Origin of the sequence: Halomicroarcula saliterrae (assembly GCF_031624395.1) — an archaeon.
Classification (GTDB): Archaea; Halobacteriota; Halobacteria; order Halobacteriales; family Haloarculaceae; genus Haloarcula; species Haloarcula saliterrae.
In genome coordinates, this window is sequence record NZ_JAMQON010000001.1 from 814,625 (window position 1) to 835,938 (window position 21,314).

The 21,314-nt window shown below is 60.4% G+C and carries 20 protein-coding genes and 1 tRNA gene; 9 read left to right on the forward strand and 12 right to left on the reverse strand.

Features of this window, described 5'->3' with window-relative positions; translation table 11 throughout:
- The first annotated feature begins 104 nt into the window (after window positions 1-104).
- A complete protein-coding gene (locus NDI56_RS04480; RefSeq protein WP_310918230.1) occupies window positions 105-425 on the forward strand; it encodes a cupin domain-containing protein in 321 nt (106 codons plus the stop codon).
- 25 nt (window positions 426-450) lie between these two features.
- On the opposite strand, the gene NDI56_RS04485 is transcribed toward NDI56_RS04480, so the two are convergent.
- The 6 genes from NDI56_RS04485 to NDI56_RS04510 form a co-directional block, all read right to left on the reverse strand.
- Window positions 451-2,277, reverse strand: coding sequence for an FAD-binding protein (locus tag NDI56_RS04485; protein WP_310918231.1), 1,827 nt, complete (start codon window positions 2,275-2,277; stop codon window positions 451-453).
- A gap of 191 nt (window positions 2,278-2,468) precedes the next feature.
- A complete protein-coding gene (locus NDI56_RS04490; protein ID WP_310918232.1) occupies window positions 2,469-3,500 on the reverse strand; it encodes a Gfo/Idh/MocA family protein in 1,032 nt (343 codons plus the stop codon).
- A 375-nt stretch (window positions 3,501-3,875) separates the two neighbouring features.
- Window positions 3,876-4,760: a succinate dehydrogenase/fumarate reductase iron-sulfur subunit gene (locus tag NDI56_RS04495; protein WP_310918233.1), complete on the reverse strand. Its 885-nt coding sequence runs from the start codon at window positions 4,758-4,760 to the stop codon at window positions 3,876-3,878.
- Entirely contained in the window at window positions 4,760-5,125 is a 366-nt protein-coding gene (locus tag NDI56_RS04500) for a succinate dehydrogenase hydrophobic membrane anchor subunit (protein WP_277541238.1), read from the reverse strand. Before NDI56_RS04500 ends, NDI56_RS04495 begins: the two co-directional genes overlap by 1 nt.
- A complete protein-coding gene (gene sdhC, locus NDI56_RS04505; RefSeq protein WP_310918234.1) occupies window positions 5,125-5,520 on the reverse strand; it encodes a succinate dehydrogenase, cytochrome b556 subunit in 396 nt (131 codons plus the stop codon). The genes NDI56_RS04500 and sdhC overlap by 1 nt, the downstream gene beginning before the upstream one ends.
- Window positions 5,521-5,645: 125 nt before the next feature.
- Window positions 5,646-6,692 (reverse strand): succinylglutamate desuccinylase/aspartoacylase family protein, encoded by a 1,047-nt coding sequence (locus tag NDI56_RS04510; RefSeq protein ID WP_310918235.1) that lies wholly within the window; start codon window positions 6,690-6,692, stop codon window positions 5,646-5,648.
- Window positions 6,693-6,778: 86 nt separating this feature from the next.
- On the opposite strand from NDI56_RS04510, the gene NDI56_RS04515 reads away from it, so the two are divergent.
- The gene (locus tag NDI56_RS04515) at window positions 6,779-8,128 is read left to right on the forward strand and encodes a RimK family alpha-L-glutamate ligase (RefSeq protein WP_310918236.1); all 1,350 of its coding nucleotides are present in this window, start codon (window positions 6,779-6,781) and stop codon (window positions 8,126-8,128) included.
- Window positions 8,129-8,152: 24 nt separating this feature from the next.
- Here NDI56_RS04515 and NDI56_RS04520 read toward each other — a convergent pair whose 3' ends face one another.
- From NDI56_RS04520 to NDI56_RS04530, 3 genes are all read right to left on the reverse strand, one after another.
- Window positions 8,153-8,764 (reverse strand): DNA-3-methyladenine glycosylase family protein, encoded by a 612-nt coding sequence (locus NDI56_RS04520; RefSeq protein ID WP_310918237.1) that lies wholly within the window; start codon window positions 8,762-8,764, stop codon window positions 8,153-8,155.
- Between the two features lie 50 nt (window positions 8,765-8,814).
- Window positions 8,815-9,390: a serine O-acetyltransferase EpsC gene (epsC, locus tag NDI56_RS04525; protein WP_310918238.1), complete on the reverse strand. Its 576-nt coding sequence runs from the start codon at window positions 9,388-9,390 to the stop codon at window positions 8,815-8,817.
- A 187-nt stretch (window positions 9,391-9,577) separates the two neighbouring features.
- Entirely contained in the window at window positions 9,578-10,018 is a 441-nt protein-coding gene (locus tag NDI56_RS04530) for an Hsp20/alpha crystallin family protein (protein ID WP_310918239.1), read from the reverse strand.
- A gap of 201 nt (window positions 10,019-10,219) precedes the next feature.
- Here NDI56_RS04530 and NDI56_RS04535 point away from each other — a divergent pair, with 201 nt between their 5' ends.
- The 3 genes from NDI56_RS04535 (at window position 10,220) to NDI56_RS04545 (ending at window position 13,660) form a co-directional block, all read left to right on the forward strand.
- The gene (locus tag NDI56_RS04535; RefSeq protein WP_310918240.1) at window positions 10,220-12,184 is read left to right on the forward strand and encodes a 3-hydroxyacyl-CoA dehydrogenase/enoyl-CoA hydratase family protein; all 1,965 of its coding nucleotides are present in this window, start codon (window positions 10,220-10,222) and stop codon (window positions 12,182-12,184) included.
- A gap of 109 nt (window positions 12,185-12,293) precedes the next feature.
- Window positions 12,294-12,368: transfer RNA gene (locus tag NDI56_RS04540), tRNA-Glu, on the forward strand.
- Window positions 12,369-12,556: 188 nt separating this feature from the next.
- Window positions 12,557-13,660 (forward strand): tyrosine-type recombinase/integrase, encoded by a 1,104-nt coding sequence (locus tag NDI56_RS04545; protein ID WP_310918241.1) that lies wholly within the window; start codon window positions 12,557-12,559, stop codon window positions 13,658-13,660.
- Between the two features lie 59 nt (window positions 13,661-13,719).
- Here the strand turns inward: NDI56_RS04545 and NDI56_RS04550 are convergent, their stop codons facing one another.
- Complete coding sequence (locus NDI56_RS04550; RefSeq protein WP_310918242.1) at window positions 13,720-14,826, reverse strand: tyrosine-type recombinase/integrase; 1,107 nt, start codon at window positions 14,824-14,826, stop codon at window positions 13,720-13,722.
- A gap of 1,051 nt (window positions 14,827-15,877) precedes the next feature.
- The gene (locus NDI56_RS04555; RefSeq protein ID WP_310918243.1) at window positions 15,878-16,234 is read right to left on the reverse strand and encodes a DUF8165 family protein; all 357 of its coding nucleotides are present in this window, start codon (window positions 16,232-16,234) and stop codon (window positions 15,878-15,880) included.
- 220 nt (window positions 16,235-16,454) lie between these two features.
- Between NDI56_RS04555 and NDI56_RS04560 the strand changes: the two genes are divergently transcribed.
- From NDI56_RS04560 to NDI56_RS04570, 3 genes are all read left to right on the forward strand, one after another.
- Window positions 16,455-17,147 carry a nucleotidyltransferase domain-containing protein gene (locus tag NDI56_RS04560; RefSeq protein ID WP_310918244.1) on the forward strand — a complete coding sequence of 231 codons (693 nt, stop codon included), beginning with the start codon at window positions 16,455-16,457 and terminating at the stop codon, window positions 17,145-17,147.
- Window positions 17,140-17,652, forward strand: coding sequence for a DUF8154 family protein (locus tag NDI56_RS04565; RefSeq protein ID WP_310918245.1), 513 nt, complete (start codon window positions 17,140-17,142; stop codon window positions 17,650-17,652). The genes NDI56_RS04560 and NDI56_RS04565 overlap by 8 nt, the downstream gene beginning before the upstream one ends.
- A gap of 298 nt (window positions 17,653-17,950) precedes the next feature.
- Window positions 17,951-18,424: a hypothetical protein gene (locus NDI56_RS04570; protein ID WP_310918246.1), complete on the forward strand. Its 474-nt coding sequence runs from the start codon at window positions 17,951-17,953 to the stop codon at window positions 18,422-18,424.
- Between the two features lie 1,035 nt (window positions 18,425-19,459).
- On the opposite strand, the gene NDI56_RS04575 is transcribed toward NDI56_RS04570, so the two are convergent.
- Complete coding sequence (locus tag NDI56_RS04575; protein ID WP_310918247.1) at window positions 19,460-20,806, reverse strand: PD-(D/E)XK nuclease family protein; 1,347 nt, start codon at window positions 20,804-20,806, stop codon at window positions 19,460-19,462.
- A gap of 211 nt (window positions 20,807-21,017) precedes the next feature.
- Between NDI56_RS04575 and NDI56_RS04580 the strand changes: the two genes are divergently transcribed.
- Window positions 21,018-21,260 carry a hypothetical protein gene (locus NDI56_RS04580; protein ID WP_310918248.1) on the forward strand — a complete coding sequence of 81 codons (243 nt, stop codon included), beginning with the start codon at window positions 21,018-21,020 and terminating at the stop codon, window positions 21,258-21,260.
- Window positions 21,261-21,314 lie beyond the last annotated feature (54 nt).

Sequence of the window (21,314 nt, forward strand, 5' to 3'; positions counted from 1 at the left end):
CATGGACTGCCCCGGGCCGCGTTCGGAGAGCGGCTGGTCGTCGTCGCGCCCCTACTATAGGTTCAGCAACATTTATTTACCGGCTGCGTACGAACCGTTCGGCCATGAGCTACACGCAAGTCAACTACGAGGACGTAGCGCCCGTGGGCGGTGGGATGCATTTCATGCGCGACCCGCTCGAGTGTACAGAACTGGGCGTCACCATCGTCGAGTGCGAGCCGGGCTGGACCGGCAAGGAACACGACCACGCGGGGAAGAGCCAGGAGGAAGTGTACGTCCTCGTCGAGGGCGAGGCGACCGTGCAGGTCGGCGGCGACGAGATAGCGATGACGGCCGGCGACGCGCTCAGAATCGACCCGGACGCTCGCCGGCAGATCCGAAACGCTGACAGCGAGAGCCTGTTCGTCCTCGTCGGTGCGCCGTAAGTCGGGGCGACCGCGATAGAGCGGTTCAGTAGCTCCGCTCTTTGGGCTCGTAGGTCTCCTCTTCGCCTTCGAGGATGACCGGCTTGTAGTACAGCTCCGGCGTGCCGTCCGACCAGGCCAGCATCGTGTGTTTTATCCACTCGTCGTCTTTGCGCTCCTGGTGTTCCGCGCGCCAGTGGGCGCCCCGGAACTCCTCGCGGGCGAGCGCGCCGAGCGTGATGGCCTCGGCCACGTCCAGGATGTTCCGCGTCTCGATGGTGTGGATGAGGTCGGTGTTGTAGGTGCGCGACGGGTCGGCCACCGCCACGTTCTCGTACTCCTTGCGGGCCTCGCGGATGTCACGCAGCGCGTTCTTGACCGCCTCTTCCTCCCGGAAGACGTTGACGTTCTGGGTCATCGTCCGCTGGACGTCGGCGCGGACCTCCGCGTGGTTGATGCCGTCCTCTTCGAGCAGCGTTTCGATGCGCTCTCGCTCGTTCGAGACGGCGTTCTCGATGACGGCGGTCGGCTCGATAGCCGCCCCGTCGGCGACCACGTCCTCGCTCGAACTGTCGATAGCGCCGGGTTCGACCGGCGGTTCGACGGCGCCGTCCTCGCTCTTTGCCGAGGGACCGGTGCCGATTTCGGCGGTCTTCATCTCCTTGCCGGCGGCGTGGTAGCCCGCGCGAGCGCCGAAGACGAGCAGTTCGGGCAGCGCGTTCCCGCCCAGCCGGTTCGCGCCGTGGAGCGAGACACACGCCGTCTCGCCGGCGGCGTAGAGGCCGCTGATGCAGGTCTCGCCGTTCTCGTCGCACTCGACGCCGCCCATGGCGTAGTGCTGGCCGGGTTTGACCGGCATCGGCTCGTCGAGTCCGTCGACGCCCTCGAAGTCCTCCGCGAGGTGGAGGATGTTCTCCAGCCGGTCGAGGATGCGCTCCTCGCCCAGATGGCGCATGTCGAGGTCGACGTACTCGTCCTCGATACCGCGCCCCTCGTTGACCTCCGTCAGCTCGGCCCGGGAGACCACGTCACGGGAGGCGAGTTCGCCGGCGTTGTTGGCGTACCCGTGCTCGTACATGAACCGCTCCTCGTCGTCGTTGTAGAGGATGCCGCCCTCGCCGCGGACGCCCTCGGAGATGAGCACACCCGTCGACGGGAGCGTCGTCGGGTGGAACTGAATCATCTCCATGTCCTCCATGGGCGCGCCGGCGCGGTAGGCCATCGCACAGCCGTCGCCGGTGTTGGCGATGGCGTTCGTGGTGTGGTCGAAGGCCTGCCCCAGTCCGCCGGTCGCCAGGACGACGCCGTTGTTGGCCCGGAAGCCGTGAATCTCGCCGGACTTGATGTCGTAGGCGACACAGCCGTGACACTCCCGGTCCTCGGGGTCGTCGTGGTCGGTCACCGCGAGGTTGGTGACGTACCACTCGTCGTACACCTCGATGCCGCGCTTGACGGCCTGCTCGTACATCGTGTGCAGGAGATGGTGACCCGTCTCGGCGCCGGCGTAGGTGGTTCGCGGGAAGGACATCCCGCCGAAGGGGCGCTGGGAGACGCGGCCGTCCTCCTCGCGGGAGAACGGCAGCCCCCAGTGTTCGAGCTGGATGACTTCCTCGGGCGCCATCTGGGCGAAGGTGTCGACGGCCGGCGCGTCGGCCAGATAGTCCGACCCCTTCATCGTGTCGTAGGCGTGCAGGTCCCAGGAGTCGCCGTCCCGGAGGGCAGCGTTGATGCCGCCCTCTGCCGCGCCGGTGTGGCTCCGGACCGGATGGAGCTTGGTCACGAGGGCCACGTCGGCACCCTCCTCGTCCGCTGCGATAGCCGCTCGGAGGCCGGCGCCACCCGCACCGACCACGATAACGTCGTGTTCGTACATTGTGAGAATATCTCTTGGCGTGTGTCGGCGTTAGGAGTAGCCGAACTTAAGCCTCCCTGTTGGTCTATTCCACAGTAGCGTCGGAGACGGACACCGACCGTCCAACTCGGCCCCGTCGTCGGGAGTCGCCCACTCGGAACGGGGCGACGATAGCTTCCGTCGAGGCTCGAACACCGCGACACCGGAGTGCACTACTCGGCTCGAATCTCGCCCAGTACTGCATGCGTCCCGCTCAGTATCTCACGTCCCTGTTCCGGAGTGACCGGTGGTGTCGCCGTGGACTCCATGGCGTTCAGGTGTTGGTCGAGCAGGGTATCGAGCCCGAACGACGCCTCCCCCTGCAGCGTGCGCGCTCCGGACTTCACCACGCCGTACCCGAACTGCGCGATACCGGAGAGAGCTGTCTGTAGCACCTCCCGCGGACTGTGTTCGCTTTCCTGTCCGACGTGGACGATGGTGTCGCGGAAGATATCCACGACAGCGAGGCGTTCGGTGCCACAGATGACGAAGAACCACTCGGAAAGCGGCGCGTCGTACACTATCGACAGTTGCCCCTGGCGCTCGTTGGTCCCCTCGAACGTCGCAGTCACCGACTCCAGCGGCTGGCCGGGTCCGTCGCTCTCCGTGGCAGTCGCGTTTACCAGTTCGAGACCCCCGATGAACGCGTCTACGAGGTAGAGATGATGCGGTGACTCGTCGAAAAACAGCCCACCTGGCAGATCCGTATACCAAGACGGTAAATCACGACGTGAGCTGCTGAACTGCACTCCCTTGACGTAGCGAATGTCCCCGAAATCGCCGTTGTTGACCAGTCGAGCGGCCTTCTGGACGGACCGTGAGTACAGCAGATTGTGTACCATCCCGAACTCCGCCTCGGAGTGTTCCGCTGTGGAGACCATTCGCTTTGCCTCTTCCAGCTCGACTGCCATCGGTTTTTCACACAGAACGCTCGTGCCGGCTTCGAGCGCCGGCACGGCGTATTCCGAATGGGTAGGGGGCGGTGTACAGATAGTGATCAGGTCCGGGTCCGACGCGAGGACCGACTCGAAATCGTCATATGCGTTCTCGACGCCGTGCTCTCTGGCAGTGTCCTCCGCAACAGACCGATGCTGGTCGAAGACTGTCGACAGTGAAACGCGTGGGTTCGACTTCAGTACGGGGATGTGTCGGTCGTTGGCGTTTGCGCCACATCCGACGACACCGGCCTCGTAATTAACAGTCATCGGTGGCTATCTTAACGGCCGGATATTTAATTTAGCAGTCAGTTATGCGACGAAAGGGGCGGCTAACGTATGAACTGCCGTAATATTCATACTACCAGTTCGTCAGTGTCACTTGCCCCTCCGAACTGGATTCCGGTCGGGCTGAGCCGGCCGTCCTGAACTATCGACTTCGGGCACTTTCTGTAGAAATAGCACATCTCTGCCGGTCGTACCCTCCGAGTTCGTCGAACGGCATCCCAGCCGGCGAACGGAAAACGTACCAGCGTCGGCAAACCCGACCCATCCGCGTTCGGTGACAGTTCCCGATTTCTCCGTCCGCCACTCCGGTCCGGTTATCGCGTGGCTAGTGGAGAGATTCCAAAGCGGGGGCTACCGTCACCAGAACTTCAGGTTGTTCTTGACCGCTTCGCGTTTGAGCTCCTGAATGTGCTCGGTGAGGGGGATGTCCTTCGGGCACACCTCGGTACAGGAAAACTGGGTCTGGCACCGCCAGACACCGTGTTCCTGCTCGATGATACGCAGGCGCTCTTGCTTTCGGTCGGCCCCTTCGCGTTCGTCCATCGCGAAGCGGTAGGCCTTGTTGATGGCCGCGGGACCCAGATACTCGTTGTCGCCGGCGGCGATGTTACAGGAGGACATACAGGCCCCACACCAGATACACCGCGTGGACATCTTCACTTTCTCGCGGTTCTCCCGGGACTGACGCTGCTCTTCGAGTTCGTCCTCCGGGAGTTCGTCGGCGTCGAAGTACGGCTCGACGGCGTGCATCTGGTCGTAGAAGTGCTCCATGTCCACGACGAGGTCCTTGACGACCTCCTGATGGGGGAGCGGTTCGATGCGCACCGGGGATTCGAGGTCCGAGAGCTGGGTCTTACAGCCCAGCATCTGGCTGCCGTTGACGAAGAGCGCGTCCGACCCACACACGGCCTGCCGGCAGGAGTGCCGGAAGGTCAGCGAGGAGTCGTAGCTGTCCCGGGCGTAGATGAGCGCGTCGAGGACGGTCATCCCCTTGTGGTACGGGACCCGGAAATCGTCGAAGCGCGGCTCCTGCTTCCCCTCGACCTCGGGGTCGTAGCGGAACACCTTGAGAAGAACCGTCTCCTCGTCGTCCAGCGTCGCCTCCTCGGTCTCTCGCTGGGCCTGGCGCTCGGCCTCCCGTTCGCGCTTCTGAGCGCGTCGCCGGGCGCCCGGCGACTCGACTTCCGGTTCCTGTTCCTGTTCTTCGGTCTCCGTCTCCTGTTGTTCTATCTGTGTGCTCATTATAGGAATCCGTTCATGGCGAGCGCGACTCGGGTGCCCTGTGCGACCAGCAGTAGTCCGGCCACGACGAGAACCCACTTGACCGCGCTCTTCTGTGTCCCTTCGATACCCTGGTTGACGAGCGCGTTGTACACCCCGTTGACGCCGTGGAAGGTGGCGGTGACGAGGAACAGCCACATCGTCGCGAAGTAGCCGACCTGACTCATACGCGCCTGCGTGCCGGCGAACGTGATGTCGGCCGCGTGGTTCGCAAAGTGCAACAGGAGGAAGTGGAACGCCAGCACGCCGATGAGGAACACCGCTGTCAGCCGCTGGAGCAGCCAGCGGCGACCGCCCCGCTCGAAGGAGGAGTAGTGTTCCGCCATTATACCAGCGGCCCCCCGAGGAAGGTCGGAATGCTCGCGACGACGATGGCGCCGGTCAGCACCATCGACGCGTAGAAGCTCGTATCCTGTGCCTCCAGCCCGACGCCGAGGTCGACCATCAGCAGCCGGACGCCGTTCAGGATGTGGAACACGGCGACGGCCAGCAGACCGACTTCGAGGAATCGGACGACCAGCAGTGCTTCGAGGCCTTGCAGCGTACTCGTGTACAGCTCGGCACCACCCAGCGACGTGCTCAGCACGGCGATGTGGGTGAACAGATACCCGACGAGCACCCAGCCGGTGAACTTGTGGAATATCCAGGCCCACATGCCGGCCGAGAACTCCCGCCACCGTCCGAAGTCCTCGACGGTGCCGCGGTTGTAAGACTGACTCATACAGGTGGCTTAGTCCGGGGACAGATAGTAGTTACTACCGCGTGTGCCCTTCGCCGGAATCAGGCTCCCCACCCGGTTCCAGCTGGTCGAGTGGGAAATAATGTCCGCCGAAACCGGTCGTCCGTTCAGCCCGACCGGGGCTGCTCGGGATGGGCGCTCCACACTGGCTCTTCGCGGCTTCGTTCGAGCGCCCTGAGGGTCCGCTCGTCCAGATGGACCAGGTGGCAAAGCGGGTTGCCGGGGTAGACGAGGGGGTTCTCCAGCACCCCGACGAGCAGCCCGGTGAAGGGCGCTCTGACGGTGATGCTGTCGGTCTTGAAGGGATTCGCGATTGTGCAGATGATCTCGTCTTCGTACACCAGCCCGCCGCGTTCGTGGTGCATGTCGACCAGCCCCCCGGCGTCGGCCCGTATCCACGTCTTCTCGTCGCTGTTCTCGATAACGGTTCGCCACCCCGGCCACTGTACCACTTCGGATTCGAGCATGCTGAACTCCGCGAGCACGGACCGAACGCTCTCCAGAGCGCTGTCGATGAACGACCGCTGGAACCGGTGGGCCTCGCCCATCTCGACGGTTATCGTCGGCGTCCCCGCTCGGCTCGCTTCCCGCCGCAGCGACCCGGACGGCCCCTCCGAGGAGATGATGACGTTCGAGGCGAACGCCTTGGCGACCCTGGCCACCGGCTCGTCTGCCATGTCGCCCCGGACGTGCAGCGTGTTGGTCCGGCCCCGCGTCGAGGTGTGAAAGTCCAGCCCGAAATCGCAGGGCGCGATGAAGTTCCGGAAGACGCGGTGGGCCATCCGCTTTGCGCTCGTCGAGTCGGGGTCGCCCGGGAACGACCGGTTGAGGTCCCGGTCGTAGATGGGGAGGTACCGCTCCTGTGCCAGAAAGGCCGGCACGTTCAACACTGGCAGACAGACGAGCGTCCCCGCGAGCTCGGCGAGGTCCCACTCGTGAGCGACTTCGCGGACGACCTCGATGCCGTTCAGCTCGTCGCCGTGGGCCGCCGCCGAGAGGAAGCCGGTCGGCCCCGGCCGCTCCCCGTTGACGATGGTCACGGGCGTCCGGACCGGGTCACCCATGTAGGTTTCACTCACCGTGTACCGAACGTTCTGCGTCTCTCCCGGGTCCACCCGGCCCCCGTCGTAGGTGAAGGGCTCGGCCTCGTCCATGGTGGTACAAGCGAGACACGGTGTATAAATACCCCCGGACGGCGAACCCGCCAGACCTTTGCTGGCACCGTCGGAACTAGCCGCCAATGAGTGGCGATATCACCGTCGGCGTTCTCAGCCTCCACTCCAGCAAGGAGACGAAGGCCATTCTCAACGCCGCCGACGAGATGGGGTACGACACAGCGTGGCTCCGGGAGGAGAACACGACAGTCACAGCCAGAGACGGCCGGATGAAACTGGAGCCGGCGGTAGACGTCGTCGCGAACCGGCTGCTCCTCTCCAGCGACGAACACCCCATGGAGGGTGTCGGTCTCGCGCTGACGCTCCACAACCTCGGGCCGATGCTGAACGAACCGGTGGCGGCCACGACCGCGCTGCACAAGTTCGCCAGCGCCGCGGCGCTGGCGGAAGCCGGCGTCCCCATCCCCGACGCGGTCCTCGCGCTGTCTAACGAACGGCTCAACGAGGCCCGGAGCCAGTTCGGCGAGCGCGCGGTGTACAAGACAGCCATCGGCACTCACGGCGGCGGGACGTGGATGGTCGAACTGGACGACCCGGTCAACGCGCAGGTCGGTGACCGCCACGCCTTCTTACAGGAGTTCCTCGACCACGACGAGAACCGCCATCACGACCTCCGGGTCTACGTCGTCGGCAACCGGGTCGTCGCCGCGATGAACCGCTACGCGCCGGAGGGCGAGTGGCGGACCAACGTCGCGCTGGGCGGGGACGTCGAGGACATGACCGACCGCCTCCCGACCAAGGTCCGCCGGATGGCGCTCGACGCCGTCGAGGCCATCGGTCTCGATTACGCCGGCGTCGACATCGTTCAGGGCGACGACGGCTACTACGTTCTCGAAGTCAACCCCACGGCGGGCTTTCGCGGCCTGTTCGAGGCCAGCGGCATCAGCCCGGCGCCCTACATCGCCCAGCGGGCCATCGAACGGGCCGGTGGGAGCGTCCCCGACAGCGAGGTCGACCGGCTGGCCGACCGACTCGACGACTCCCGACCGGCCGCGACGCCGCCGAAACCACAGCGCAAGCGCGCCGAGAACGTCGTCGTCGGCTACATCGAGGAAGTCGTCGTCTCCGGGACCCGGGGCAACAAGAGCGTCCTGGCCAAGTCCGACACCGGCGCGACGCGGACCAGCATCGACGCCGAACTCGCCGCCGAAATCGGCACCGGCCCGATTCTCGATATCGTCAAGATCAAATCCGGGAGCCTCAAGTCCGGGCGCTCCCGGCCGGTCGTCGACCTGGTGGTCGGCCTGGGCGGCACCCAGCACACCGTCACGGCAAGCGTCGAGGACCGCTCGCACATGGACTACCCCGTGTTGCTCGGTCGTGACATCCTCAAACACTACCAGGTGGACGTGAACCACCGCGCCGACGCCGACCACGAGGTCGAGACTGAGGAAGAGGAAGACACCGAAGAGTAACGGGAAGCCGGTCCCCGAGTTGTCTCAGTCGTCCCGGACTTCCGTGACGCTCTCGGCGATGTCTTCCTCGGCCCGCCAGAGATACAGTGTCGCGTAGCTGCGGTAAGGCGCCCATCGCTGTGCGTACTCGACCATCTCCGAGCGGTCGTAGCCGCCGCCGACGACGGTCTCGAACCCCTTGCGGACGCCCAGATCACCGACGGGGAACACGTCCTCGCGGCCGAGCGAGAAGAGCAGTTGCATGTCAGCGGTCCAATCGCCGACGCCGGTGATGGCCGTCAGCGCCTCGCGAACGCCGTCGTCGTCCATGTCGGCGAAGTAGTCCAGCGAGTAGCCGTGGTCCTCGAAGGCCTCGGCTACCGCGTTGACGTAGCGGGTCTTCTGGCGGGAGAGGCCGGCGTCGCGGAGCAGCTGGTCGTCGGCCGCACGGACGCCGGCGGGCGTCACCTCGACGGCCTCGAAGAGGCGGTCGCGGGTGGCCGCGGCCGAGGCCATGGACACCTGCTGTCGGCAGATAGAGACCACGAGCCGCTGGAAGAGGTCTTCTGCGGGGTCGAGCGTGAGTTCGCCGTGGGCCGCCACCAGCGGCCCGATGTCGGGGTCCTCGCGGAGCGCGTCGTGTGGCGAATCCGTCATCGCTGTTGGGTAGCGGGCAGTGACCCAAGAACTTGCTGCTCTCTCGTTCGCTACCCGTCCGGGCCGCAGCCGTCGGTGACAGCCGGGGACTGCGCCTCCGTCGGTTCCGCGTCGGACTCGTCGACCGGACGGGCCGGGTTGCCGACGACGGTCGTCTCCGGTGGCACGTCGTCGACGACGACGGCACCCGCGCCGACGGTCGAGTTCTCGCCGATGGTGACGGGACCGATGAGCGTGGCGTTGGCCCCGATGGTGACGCCGTCTTCGAGCGTCGGGTGGCGCTTGGTCCGCTGCATCGACTTCCCGCCCAGCGTCACCCCGTGATAGAGCAACACGTCGTCGCCGATGTCGGCCGTCTCGCCGACGACGGTCGCCATGCCGTGGTCGATGAACAGCCGTTCGCCAACGTCGGCGCCGGGGTGTATCTCGACGCCGGTGAGAACGCGTCCGAGGTGGGAGACGAGTCGGGCGGCGAACTCGCGGTCACTCGCCCACAGCGCGTGGGCGAGGCGGTACAGCCAGATAGCGTGCAGGCCGGGGTAAGTGAGGACGACCGCCGCGGCACTGGTCGCTGCGGGGTCCTTGGCCAGTGCCGTGCGGATGTCGTCGCGGAGTGTATCGAGCATCGTGGAGTCGGTGGTGTGGTCCGAAACTGTGCCATCGCGGGGAGAAAGCTGTGTCTCAACAACAGCGACGTGTCCGTCGGCGTCCCTGTCTGACGGTTCGAACGGCCGAGAGATGGCACCCACCGTTCATGCGGTACACTCACCGCCGAACGGGCTTAAAACAACGGGACCGCCCCGCCGGTCGGCGTCACTCGATATCTATCTGGTGACCGCTGTCGAGCGGTTCGACTCTGGCGACCGTAATCCGCAACACCCCGTCGTCCATTGTCGCGGTGATGTCTTCCGTGTCGGCGTCGCCCGGGAGGGTGATTCGGCGCGAGAGCGACTGGTGTGTGCGCTCCTGCTGGATGTAGGTCGCCTCCTCGGTCGTCAGCTCGTCGCGCTGTTCGGCCTCGATGGCCAGCGTGTTGTCGGTCACGTACACCTCGATGTCGTCCTTGCCGAAGCCGGGCATGTCGACCACGATGACGTACTGGTCGTCGTCTTCGGCCACGTCGATGCGGGGCTGGTCCATTCCCTGTGACCACGGTTCGAGCCCGGTGCCCCAGCGGTCGGCGGCGGTCTCGAACTGCTTGCTCATCTGTTCGAACCACGACTCCATGCTGTCGAGTGGGGACTGTCGGTCCATACGTCCAGTTGGGCGACTGCGTGTTTAGTTAGGAACCGGGTACGGCCCCAGGGCCGACAGCCCGGCAGACGAACAGCTCGGTAAGAGGCTCCTTGTCGGCGCGCTATCGCGCCCTAGCGGCCGTAACGGCGCGATAAACCCGATGGCGGTTGTTCGGGGAGAGAAACGTTGAAGCGTGGGCCGGCAGTGGGGCTACATGTCATGGATTTCGAGGACATCGAGACGGTCGCGGTGCTCGGCGCGGGCAACATGGGACACGGAATCGCCGAAGTCGCCGCGCTGGCGGGCTACGAGGTCCGGATGCGCGACATCAAGGAGGAGTTCGTCCAGAACGGCTACGACAACATCGAATGGTCCCTGAACAAGCTCGCCGAGAAAGACCAGCTCACACAGGGCGAGGCCGACGACGCGCTGGACCGCATCGAGGCGCTGGTCGACGTCGAGGCGGCCGTCGGTGACGCCGACGTCATCATCGAGGCCGTGCCCGAGAAGATGGACATCAAGAAGGACGTCTACACGGACGTCGAACAGCACGCCCCAGCGGACACGCTGTTTGCGACCAACACCTCCAGTCTCTCTATCACCGAACTCTCGGAGGTGACCGAGCGGCCCGAGCAGTTCTGCGGCATGCACTTTTTCAACCCGCCGGTCCGGATGCAGCTCGTCGAGGTCATCACCGGCGCCCACACCAGCGACGAGACGCTCGACACCATCGAGCAGCTGGCCGAGGAGTTCGGCAAGACGCCCGTCCGCGTGCGCAAGGACTCGCCAGGGTTCATCGTCAATCGTATCCTCGTCCCGCTGATGAACGAGGCCTGCTGGCTGGTCCACGACGACGTGGCGACCATCGCCGAGGTCGACTCGACGACGAAGTTCGACATGGGACTCCCCATGGGCGCGCTCGAACTCTCGGACCAGGTCGGCAACGACGTGGGGCTGCACGTGCTCGAATACATGCACGAGACGCTGGGCGAGGCCTACGACCCCTGCCCGCTACTGGAGGCCAAAGTCGAGGACGAGAAGCTCGGCAAGAAGACCGGCGAGGGCTTCTACGACTACGACGACGGCGGCGCCGACATCCCGCGTGACCGGGCCAGCGAGGAGGTCAAACACCGTCTGCTCGCCGTGATGGCCAACGAGACCGGGAAGCTCGTCGAGAACGACGTGGCCCCGGTCCGCGACATCGACGAGGCCGTGATGCTGGGCGGCGGTTTCCCCGAGGGACCGGCGAAGATGGCCGACAAGGCCGACCTCGACACGCTCGTCGAGACGCTCGAAACGGTCCACGACCAGACCGACGAGGAACGCTACGAGGTCGCCGACGGGCTCCGGACCGCGGCGAGCGAGGGCGGCTTCTACGGCAGTGACGACGAGAGCGAGGTGAGCTACGACACCATCAACGTCGAGCACCTGGCGGGCGACGTGGGCCACATCGAACTCGACCGGCCCCACCGGATGAACACCGTCAGCACGGAGATGCTGGACGAACTCGCCGATGCCATCGACAGCCTCAGCGAGGACGACGACGTCCGAGCGCTCCTGCTCACGGGCGCCGGCGACCGCGCGTTCTCCGCGGGCGCCGACGTGCAGTCCGCGGCCACGAACGCGACGACGCTCGACGGCGTCGAACTCTCGAAGAAGGGCCAGGAGACCTTCGGCAAGCTGGAGGAGTGCCCGATGCCCGTCGTCGCCGGCATCGACGGCTACACGCTCGGCGGCGGGATGGAACTCGCGACGGCGGCCGACCTCCGCGTCGCCTCCGACAGCTCGCAGCTGGGACAGCCCGAGCACAACCTGGGTCTGCTTCCCGGTTGGGGCGGCACCCAGCGCCTCGCCAACATCGTCGGCGAGGGCCGCGCCAAGGAGATAATCTTCACCGCCGAGCGCTACGACGCCGCCGAGATGGCCGACTACGGTTTCGTCAACGAGGTCACCACCAGCGAGGAGCTGTTCGACACCGCGCTGGACCTCGCGAGCGACCTCGCGGCCGGGCCGCCCATCGCGATGGACTTCACCAAGCGCGCGATGCAAGCCGGCCGCGTCGACGAGAAGGCCGGCCTCGAAGTCGAGTCCCAGGCCTTCGGCCACCTCTTTGCGACGGAGGACCTCATGGAGGGACTCACCGCCTTCACCGAGGACCGCGACCCCGAGTTCGAGGGGAAGTAGCCAGCTAGTGCCGGCAGTGCGAACCCCCAGACGGGACTCCGTGTCACCGTACCACAGGTAGTGGAGATTTCGATGGGGTTAAATTGGAGTACCCGAAATCCGGAAGTACGCTCGGTTGGTGTAGTCCGGCCAATCATCTTGGCCTTTCGAGCCGAGGACCAGGGTTCAAATCCCTGACCGAGCATCCCAATTCTACCGCCGTCTTGCGTTTTTTGAGTCGTGAATAGAGCAATGATAGCCAATGTTTCAGGCCAAGTCAGAAATCAGGATTCAGTCATCCCGGCGCAGTCTTGCGATTAGCCGCTTTGTCCCACCTACTCGATTCAAAGGACTAGCCAAATACGTCCGAATCGCAAGACGGGGGCGAGTCTAATGGACGAACTCGACGAGCTCCCCGTCGTAACCGACACGTCGGAAGAGTACCTCAACCAGCGACAATTACTCGACTACCGAGCCGAGCGTGAGGCGTGTCTCGAATGGCTCCTCACCTTCGGAAAGCGACCAGACGAGGCAGTTGGATACGCAGTGGGTACGGTGAAGCCAGGTGCGTATCGGATGGATCGATTCTATCGGTTCGTGTGGGACCAAGAGGGCGGGTACACGGTGAACGTCACGCACGATCACGCCGACGCGTGGATGAAGCATCTCGCACGCGGGGACACGGGCGCGACGAACAAGCGGAACTGCCAGAAAGCGGTCAAGCGACTGTTCAAATGGCGGCACCACGAGCACGGCCGCAGTGAATGGGATCCGGATATCACGTTCGCTGCTGATTCCAGTACGAACCCTCGGGACTTCCTCACCCGCGAGGAGCGATCTGCGGTGCGCGAGGCCGCGCTCGAATACGGCTCTGTCCCCAACTACAACAACCTCACACCGGCGGAGCGAGACAGGTGGAAGCAGTACCTTGCTCAGCGGTTCGAGAAACCGAAGTCGGAGATTTCCCCCTCTGATTGGGACCGCGCGAACGGGTGGAAGGTCCCATCGCTTGTCTGGTCGAGCCTCGATGCCGGGCTTCGACCGGTCGAGGTGGAACGATCGAAAGTCGGGTGGGTAGACACGGACAACGCGGTTCTCCGCATCCCGAAAGAGGAGAGCGCTAAAAACCGAGACGATTGGGTTGTCGGCCTCCAGTCCCGGACGGCGGAAGCACTCGACAACTGGCTCGCTGAGCGCGAAACGTACCCGGAGTACGACGACACGGATTCGATCTGGCTGACCCGGAAATCGAATCCGTACACCACGAAGACACTCCGATACCTGCTGCATCAGCTCTGCGATATCGCTGACATCGACACCACTCACCGGCAGATGAGTTGGTACACGATTCGTCACTCCGTCGGGACGTACATGACCCGCGAGGAAGATCTCGCAGCCACTCAGGCACAGCTCAGACACAAGAGCGCCGAAACGACAATGAAGTACGATCAAGTACCAGTAGAAGATCGTCAAGACGCGTTAGATCGAATGGGTTGAGCGCAGAAGCTAACGTAGCGACTACATACATCTCGTCGTATCGCTTCTTCAAATGAGTCTCAGAGGATGTCCGCTGCTGACCGCTGGAGCTCTTTAGTTGGATGGACGTATCGAGATGCTGAGGACGTACTGTTTTGCCGTAATACTTCCGCGACGATGTCGAGGTCCGTTTTCTCTTCATACGTGTAAGTGCCAAGGGAGTGCCTGAATGAGTACCAGCAGAGCTTTCGACCTTGGTGGTTGATTCCGGCTTCCTCGATGAGATTATCGAGGAGATAGTTGAGTGTGTTTGATTTGTATGGGTTACCCTTCCTTGTGAGCCACATGTGACCGGTATCGTCGTAGTTACTGCTATTGCTCCGTTGCTCAAGCCACGAATCCAGGGCTTGGGCGGCCTGATCCGAAAGATACTGTGTCCACTCTGTATCGTTTTTGACAGCGTGCTCTGCAGGAATGATAATCTTCTTTCCATCTGCATCGTACCAGTCGACTTTCATCCTATTGATGAGCGCTGGCCGCCATGCTGCAGACCTTTCAGTTGCGATGAGCGATGGGTATTTCCAATTTTTGTTGACCTTATCCCAATCCGCCGGTTTGACTTCGCTCTTTGGTTTACCGATTACCTGAGCGAGATGCCTTCGCCAGCGATCACGCTCATCGGGAGTGAGGTTATTATACATTGGGATCGACTTGTAGGTCAGTGACGTATCCCAAAGCAACTTGACTTCGGCTTTGGTGAACGGGTCTGCCGCGTTCTTTGCCGGCTCATCGTTGAAAGTAATATCCGGCTCCCAATCAGATCCATTGAATCGGAACCAATTGACCAGTGCGTTCGAGATTTTTCGTTTGCTTCCCTCGGCGTATCGATCGCCATCGCGGCGTCGGAACTCGTCGGTGGCAAGGGCTTCGATTACTTCGTCCGCTTGTTCCGGCGAGATCTCTGTAGAAATCCTGTCGTTTCTCCAGACCCATTCAATAGCTTGCAGTACTCGTGAGACTCGTGTCCCGATTGACTGTTCAGAGTACCCGATTTCTTTTCGCGGATTCTTCCCTTCTGATTTGAGATACCGCCTGAAATCTTCGAGTGTCGATTCGAAGATGACCTCTTGCCGCTCGTTTAATTGCGGGAACGACTCCTCTGAGTCATCTGCGGAATAGCTACTCATAGTCGCCACCATCCCGCGTGAGCAGCGTTCCTGGTTCTGAGTGTTAGTTGTCTTGGATTCTGTGTTCTCGAATTTGGCCCTTCGAGACGGTTATCATGTGCCGTGTGGAACGATACGAACATTGACCTACAAAATTAGAGTAACCACTTGTTTTAAAGGGTTAGTTTGGAGAATTTGATAAATCAACGCAATTGAGTAAGTATTACAAAATATTAGCGGCTGCATTGCAGGGATCGATACTCAGGGAGTATGAGTGGATTCGGATCGACATCACCGTCCTATCCCCACTGAAAACACCTATACTAACGACTTCATCGACGACGGCCGCGCCACCAACATCTCCACGACATACTCGAAACCATCGATCCAATACCCACACACCTCCAAAACGCCGGGTACGACCCGGGCCCCCACCAGTAACACCCCACAGACACACATCTCAATTCCGAGACGGAATAATTGCGAACACAGCAGCTCAACCTCCATTGACGCCCGGCGTAAGATACCACTCAGAGCGGGTCCCGGCAAAATACAACCAATTACGGACGTACCCTCTAGCGCAACTGTGACTCACTCTCCCGTCGCTTCCACACCGTCCCTAAGTGGAATGCAAGTGCCACAGCGACCACGAGCCCGACAAGCAGTAGCACTGACTGATACGGCTTTGCTGATGCATTGGAGAGCGTTCCGAGCGCACTATACGTAAACATAATCGCGGCACCGACTATAGCGAGGATTTGATACCGAAACTCGCTCATACCCTATTACTAGACTCCAAGGAATTAGTAGACACGGCCGCTCCAACGACGGAATGAGACGCGACGGGATCCTCAAACTCTCATTCACCGAGCTTTCGGCGTTTCTGTTGTACTTGCGAGTATAATCTTGTGCTCCTCTAACTGTTCAAGCGCTTTCTCTTTGCGCCAATCGGTGAGTCCCTGCCGGGTAAGCTGTCGAAGTGCTTCCGAACGGTCGGCAGTCAACTCCGCCTCAATTTCGGACAACGCCTCTTCATCTTCCTCAGGTGTCTGAATCGTACCACACACCATCGTTACGCCCCGGTAAATTCATTTAGCGAGTGATTCGGAGATTGAGCAGTCCACTTCCCGATTTGAATGAGTTCGAATTGTTCGATCGACCCGTCAAGCGCATCATCAAGGTGTGACTGCACGGCTGGTGAGAGCGTATCGACAAGAACCGCCGTGAGTACATGCTGCGTGAGGAAATAACTGCTTGCTAGACTGGTCGGTGCGACAGCGATGACGTCCGATCCCTCTGCAGCTTCGAGGGTACGTTCAGCGTCCCGATGCTGGTGGACCGTCGCATCAAGCTCCGTAATAGGAAACAATACACTCGCATCCCCGTGCGAGATGCTTTCCCCCGCCGATTTGAAATGCCCTTTAGACATAATCATTCTACAATATATGCTCAGTGGACATTAATATTGTGGCGGTAGTCAGTACCCCGGGACACGGCACTGGCATTGACACGAACTCCGACGGCGACAACTACGGCTCCCGATTGAATAGGCGATCTACGCATCCTTGCTGTGGCAGATCAGATTAGTATCTGAGTGAAGACAGCATTCAATATAAACTTTAAGTAGATAGGCTGACGAACCCTTCACTATGTCGAGCAACACGAATACTAAGTCCGGGCGCGGGTCGACTGTTCTTCTGGATATCCCGGCTCAAAACCCCGATTTATTCCGAAGTCAAGCAGTACACGACCTCCTCACATTTTTATCACGCCATCACAGTGATGCGTTCTCCATTACTAAACTCGCTGAGGCTGTGGACTACTCCCAACCCACGATTTCGAAGGCCGTCGATGTCTTAGCGGCAAATGATCTCGTCGTCGAACAACGAGACGGTACCACGCGTCTCGTCCACATCAACACGGGCCGGTTGTCCCGGCCGGATGACCCGTTTCTCGACATCCCGCAAGCAGAATTCTACGAGCCAGTCCGCATTGCCGTCGATGATCTCCTCAACGAACTCGACGATGTCCTCGGCATTGTACTGTACGGCAGTGTCGCCCGCGGCGAAGCTGACCGGCGGAGTGACATTGACATGTGGGTACTCGTCGAGGACGACCGGATGGCGAACCAACGCACAGCGAACCGCGTCCGGCAAGACCTGGAAGACCGAGAATTCGACACCGGACGATACGCCTATGAAATCGACGTCGAAGGACTCCCTGCGATACCGAATTACGCGGAAGAGATCAGGACCACGCTTAGTGATGGGCTCGTCCTCTACGAGACGGAGAAGTTCGACACCGTCAAGCAAATGATTTTCCACGGAGACCTCGATGAGTAACCCTGACCCGACAGCCGTCACGAACGCACTTGACGCCGCGATCGACGCGTTCAATGAAGCAGGACACGGCGTCCCAACACGCGAATACGCAATTGAAACTGACGCCGACTGGAAAACCCAACTCACGAAAGCCTGCCGGCTCCTCGCCGCAATCGATAACCTCGACGGGAACGGGTACTACACCGCTACGATTGAGCTGTGCTTCGGAGCCACGGAACGCTCTGTAGAGGCGTACGCGTTGGCCGAAGGCGGCGATGAACTCCGAGATTTCCACGACCACACGTACTGCTACGACCGCGCTGCAACACTCGGACTCCTCACTCCCGACACTATAGACGACCTGAAACACCTGTACAACACCAACCGGACAGACAGTTACTATGGTGGTCGCTGCCCCACTGCTGAACAAGCTACTGCAATGCGTGCCCTTTCACACTCGCTCCACACGCACGTCACTAACCAGATCCGCGAAGGCGGCGTCTGCACCTGCGAATTACCTGAGTAATTGATCTAATTCATTTGTTTCAGTTGTAGAGTCTGCGTCAGGTATCAGTGAACTCGGTGAGAGTACTTGGACTATCTGCCATACACTCGACACCTTTTTCAAGTCATTTCTCGGGTGATGCCGCTGCATGGCTCACTGAGAACGACTCATTCCTATTTTCTAGAACGATTCCTAGACACATCTATAAACTTCACTCATAGTTCACTCTCCTAGCTAATCCTCCGAAATATTCCCCTAGAGGGCCTCTTAGACCAATTTAGGAGTAACGCTTTTGTGCCCGTAGTGAGGGTGGTTTACTATGCGTGAGGAGAATACACAGACCGACCACCGGGAACTGAGTGATGCGGCAATCAAAGACCGGATGCGACAAGCAACAAACGGAGACAAAGTGCTGTTTAACAACCGGAAACAGCCATTGACCGTTGTCGAATCCACGGATGACCGAAAAGAGTGGGAGGTGTATTTTACGACGGAGGACGATACGGAAGCCGTAGAACTGTTCACGGCACTGTCAAAGAGCGATCTTGCATTTGAGGAGGGGGATGAGATTGATGCGTGGGATCCACCCTACGTGGTCAGTGAGATTGTGGAGTGCACTTCTGCTGCGAGTCAAGATTCGAATGCTCCGCGGCTCACCCTCAAAGGCCCGCAGGGTGGCGAATATGAACTCTGGAACTCATACCGCGGGCCACTCGTCCAGCGAACGTCCGGTGACACCCAAGCTTGGGGGTTCGGCGAAGCAGTCTCGTGGTTCCAAAATCAAAGCCAGTAATGATCGCCTCAGTTCAAAACACGATGCACTCGCCGAAGGCGTGTGATACTGCATGGTAGAGAACAATATCAAAGAAATCGACCTGCCTGACTGGTGGGTTAATGATCTAAACCCATTTGATGCCGTCTGTGAGGAGTGCGGTACAACGGCCCGGTTCGAGACACGCGATAACCGGTCGATAGGGGAAATGTTCCAGCACCGTTGCTATAGCTGCAATACAGGTCGATTTCTAGAATTTGGAAGCCCCACACAATTCCGCGTAACAAATCCGAGTCCCGATCCCGACTCACATCCTGCGTCACCAGCAGCTGATCTCAAAATGTACTCTTCTGATGACTCGCACTGACCATCTCTCACACCCCTCGGTTGAAATTAAATTACCATTGGATGGCGCGGATCATCGGTTTGGGATCCCCACCGATACAACGCTCTTTTGTTGGCGAGCAATCGCGCCAGGAATTGGAGACCGACTCGCACCCACTGACACGCCACAAGGGATGACTCAAATGAATCGAGAAGTACAGCTCCGGGAGAACATTTCTTGGTCGGTTTCTCTCGATGGGCAGGATATCCCGCTTCTCGATGATACACTGTATCGTAACTCGGGGTATCGAGGTATTGCTTGGTGGATTGCCAGTGACGCAGTCGAGTTGCCTGCTACCCTCACCGTGCGCGTCGAGACAGGCGAGCAACCGACTGTTGATACGGACCCACTGGTCTGCTGGACAGATAACGGGCAACGACTCCCCTGGAACCAACACATCGAGAGCACGATTGATTTGCAGCCGACAAATGATTCCAGTCACGAATTCGACACTCGTCGTGAGGAACTCTGGAACGAGCACCAGGTGTATGAACCGCTTCGATAGTGATGTGAACTACCTTACTAGTTCACGGCTGACGCCGTTCGCTCCTTGAGGGTAGGAATCCCTGCTTCCACGACGCGCTAAACAGAGACAGATGTATCGACAGGGAGTCCAGTCTCCAAATGAATTCGACAGTTCACATGAGTGGCCGCGTGGTAACTACGGACTGTTACAACGATACGTCTTCTTCTATCGTCTCCGCATAGAGCCGGTCAATTGTCGAGTACAGGTCGGGATTTCCAATCGCCCCTTGCGTGATTGCCCGGGCTAGCGCAGCGATGTACGCGTCGAAGAAACTCTCGTGTGCGTCGATCTCGATGGGGTATTCGCCGCGTAACACGTTCGATTTGTTCCCTGTAATAGAGTAGTTCGTGTCAGCGATCGCTGGCCGGATTTCAGCTGCTGCATCGGAGAACCGGGTCGCAAACCCATTATAGAACGTGTCGTGGCCAGACGGGGCGTTACGCAGCGTCACAATAAGCGTGTTATCACGGACTGCCTCGTCTCGGTTCTGGCCTAATCGGTGGACGAACCCGACTCGCGCGTTCGGTTTCGCCGTTTCTGATACCTGGCGTTGCTCGTCGAGTTTCGTCCACCACTCTTTCGGGAATGACCACGACCAGTCGGATTTCCCTTGCCGGAACGTCCATTGCCGCTGCTCGTCACCTATCGGGAGCGATACAGCAGCGTACTCAGAAGGTATCTCGGCATCTTCAACAAGCGTCGCATCGTCGAGTGCCTGCGCTAACCGCGTCCCCCACGACGATTCGAACGACGCCCACTCCTCATCGAACGCGTCCTCCAACTCCGTGATCACATCGTAGTTCTCAATGAACAGTTCCACCATCTCCTGTTGATTCTCCTCGTATTCAGTCATCGTCAACTCACTCCGAATCGTGTCAATGAACTCTTTCAACTGCGCCGTCGTCCGCGCCGGGTACTCATCGTAACTCTCCATCAGGAACGACTGCATCTCACCCACCAACCATTCCCACGATAAGTGTACGAACTCGTCCGCTTCTGGCGACGACGCATCCTCCGGTGCTAAAAATACGTAATTATGCCCATCACGCGGCACGTCATCTTTCTCCACCCCAATGCCGTCGAACGATTCAATGTCCACGTAGCGTGGTGTCTGGTCCATTCCCTCTGAAGCATGCACTTTCAATTCGAAGCACAAAAACCACTCCTCAGGTACCCACACCAACAGATCCGGCCGTCCTTGCTCAGTCACGACTTCCTGCGCAATATGGATCTCCTCAATCTCAAACCGAGAAAACGCGAACTCTAATTCAGACCGGTCAGCTAACGCGGTTAAGACGTGCTCAAGCAGCGCGTGATTCAACCCGTGAGCCTCCTCAGGCGAGAGAAAATGCACGAGGAACTGCTGCCAATCCCGTTCCTGCCCACCCCGGCCAAGCACCTGCAACGCAGTCGGCGGCGGCTCCGACGCATCCGGCAACGCAGCGATCCGTTGCCGTAATTCCGCTACCTGACTCGTAATCCTCTTGGCCATGGACCATACTCGCCTACGAGAGAAATCAAAGTACCGCCACTCACAAACTAAAATATCTCCGACGGTGCGAACAGAGCTAGTTACGATGCGACGAGGGAAAGAGATTTATTCAACATGGGTGCCTGGACAGAATTCTTCCGTATTGTAATTGTATGGCTGAAAAGTCATCATTTGCCATAAGTATATCTGCCAGTAACGAGTACACAGTTGTGTGAGTTCTGGTAACAATACGGATGCGTACGGGCGAGAGTACCGGAAGGGAGGCGGCGGCTCCGTAGGCGAGTCAATGCCAGGTACGATCGGCGACTCTGAGGGTGTTCTGCACGATGCCAACGGTTACACGCCGACCAGTACACCTGATATTGAAGTGCCGGCTGATAACGCAACGGAGACAGAGGAAAAGACGGATACAGGCGGTCTTTCGGTTAAGGAACTCGTCAAACAACGAAGCTGAGTGTCTGCGAACTGTTTTCCGAGGCGTGTTCACCTGCTTCAAAACGCTTAGCAA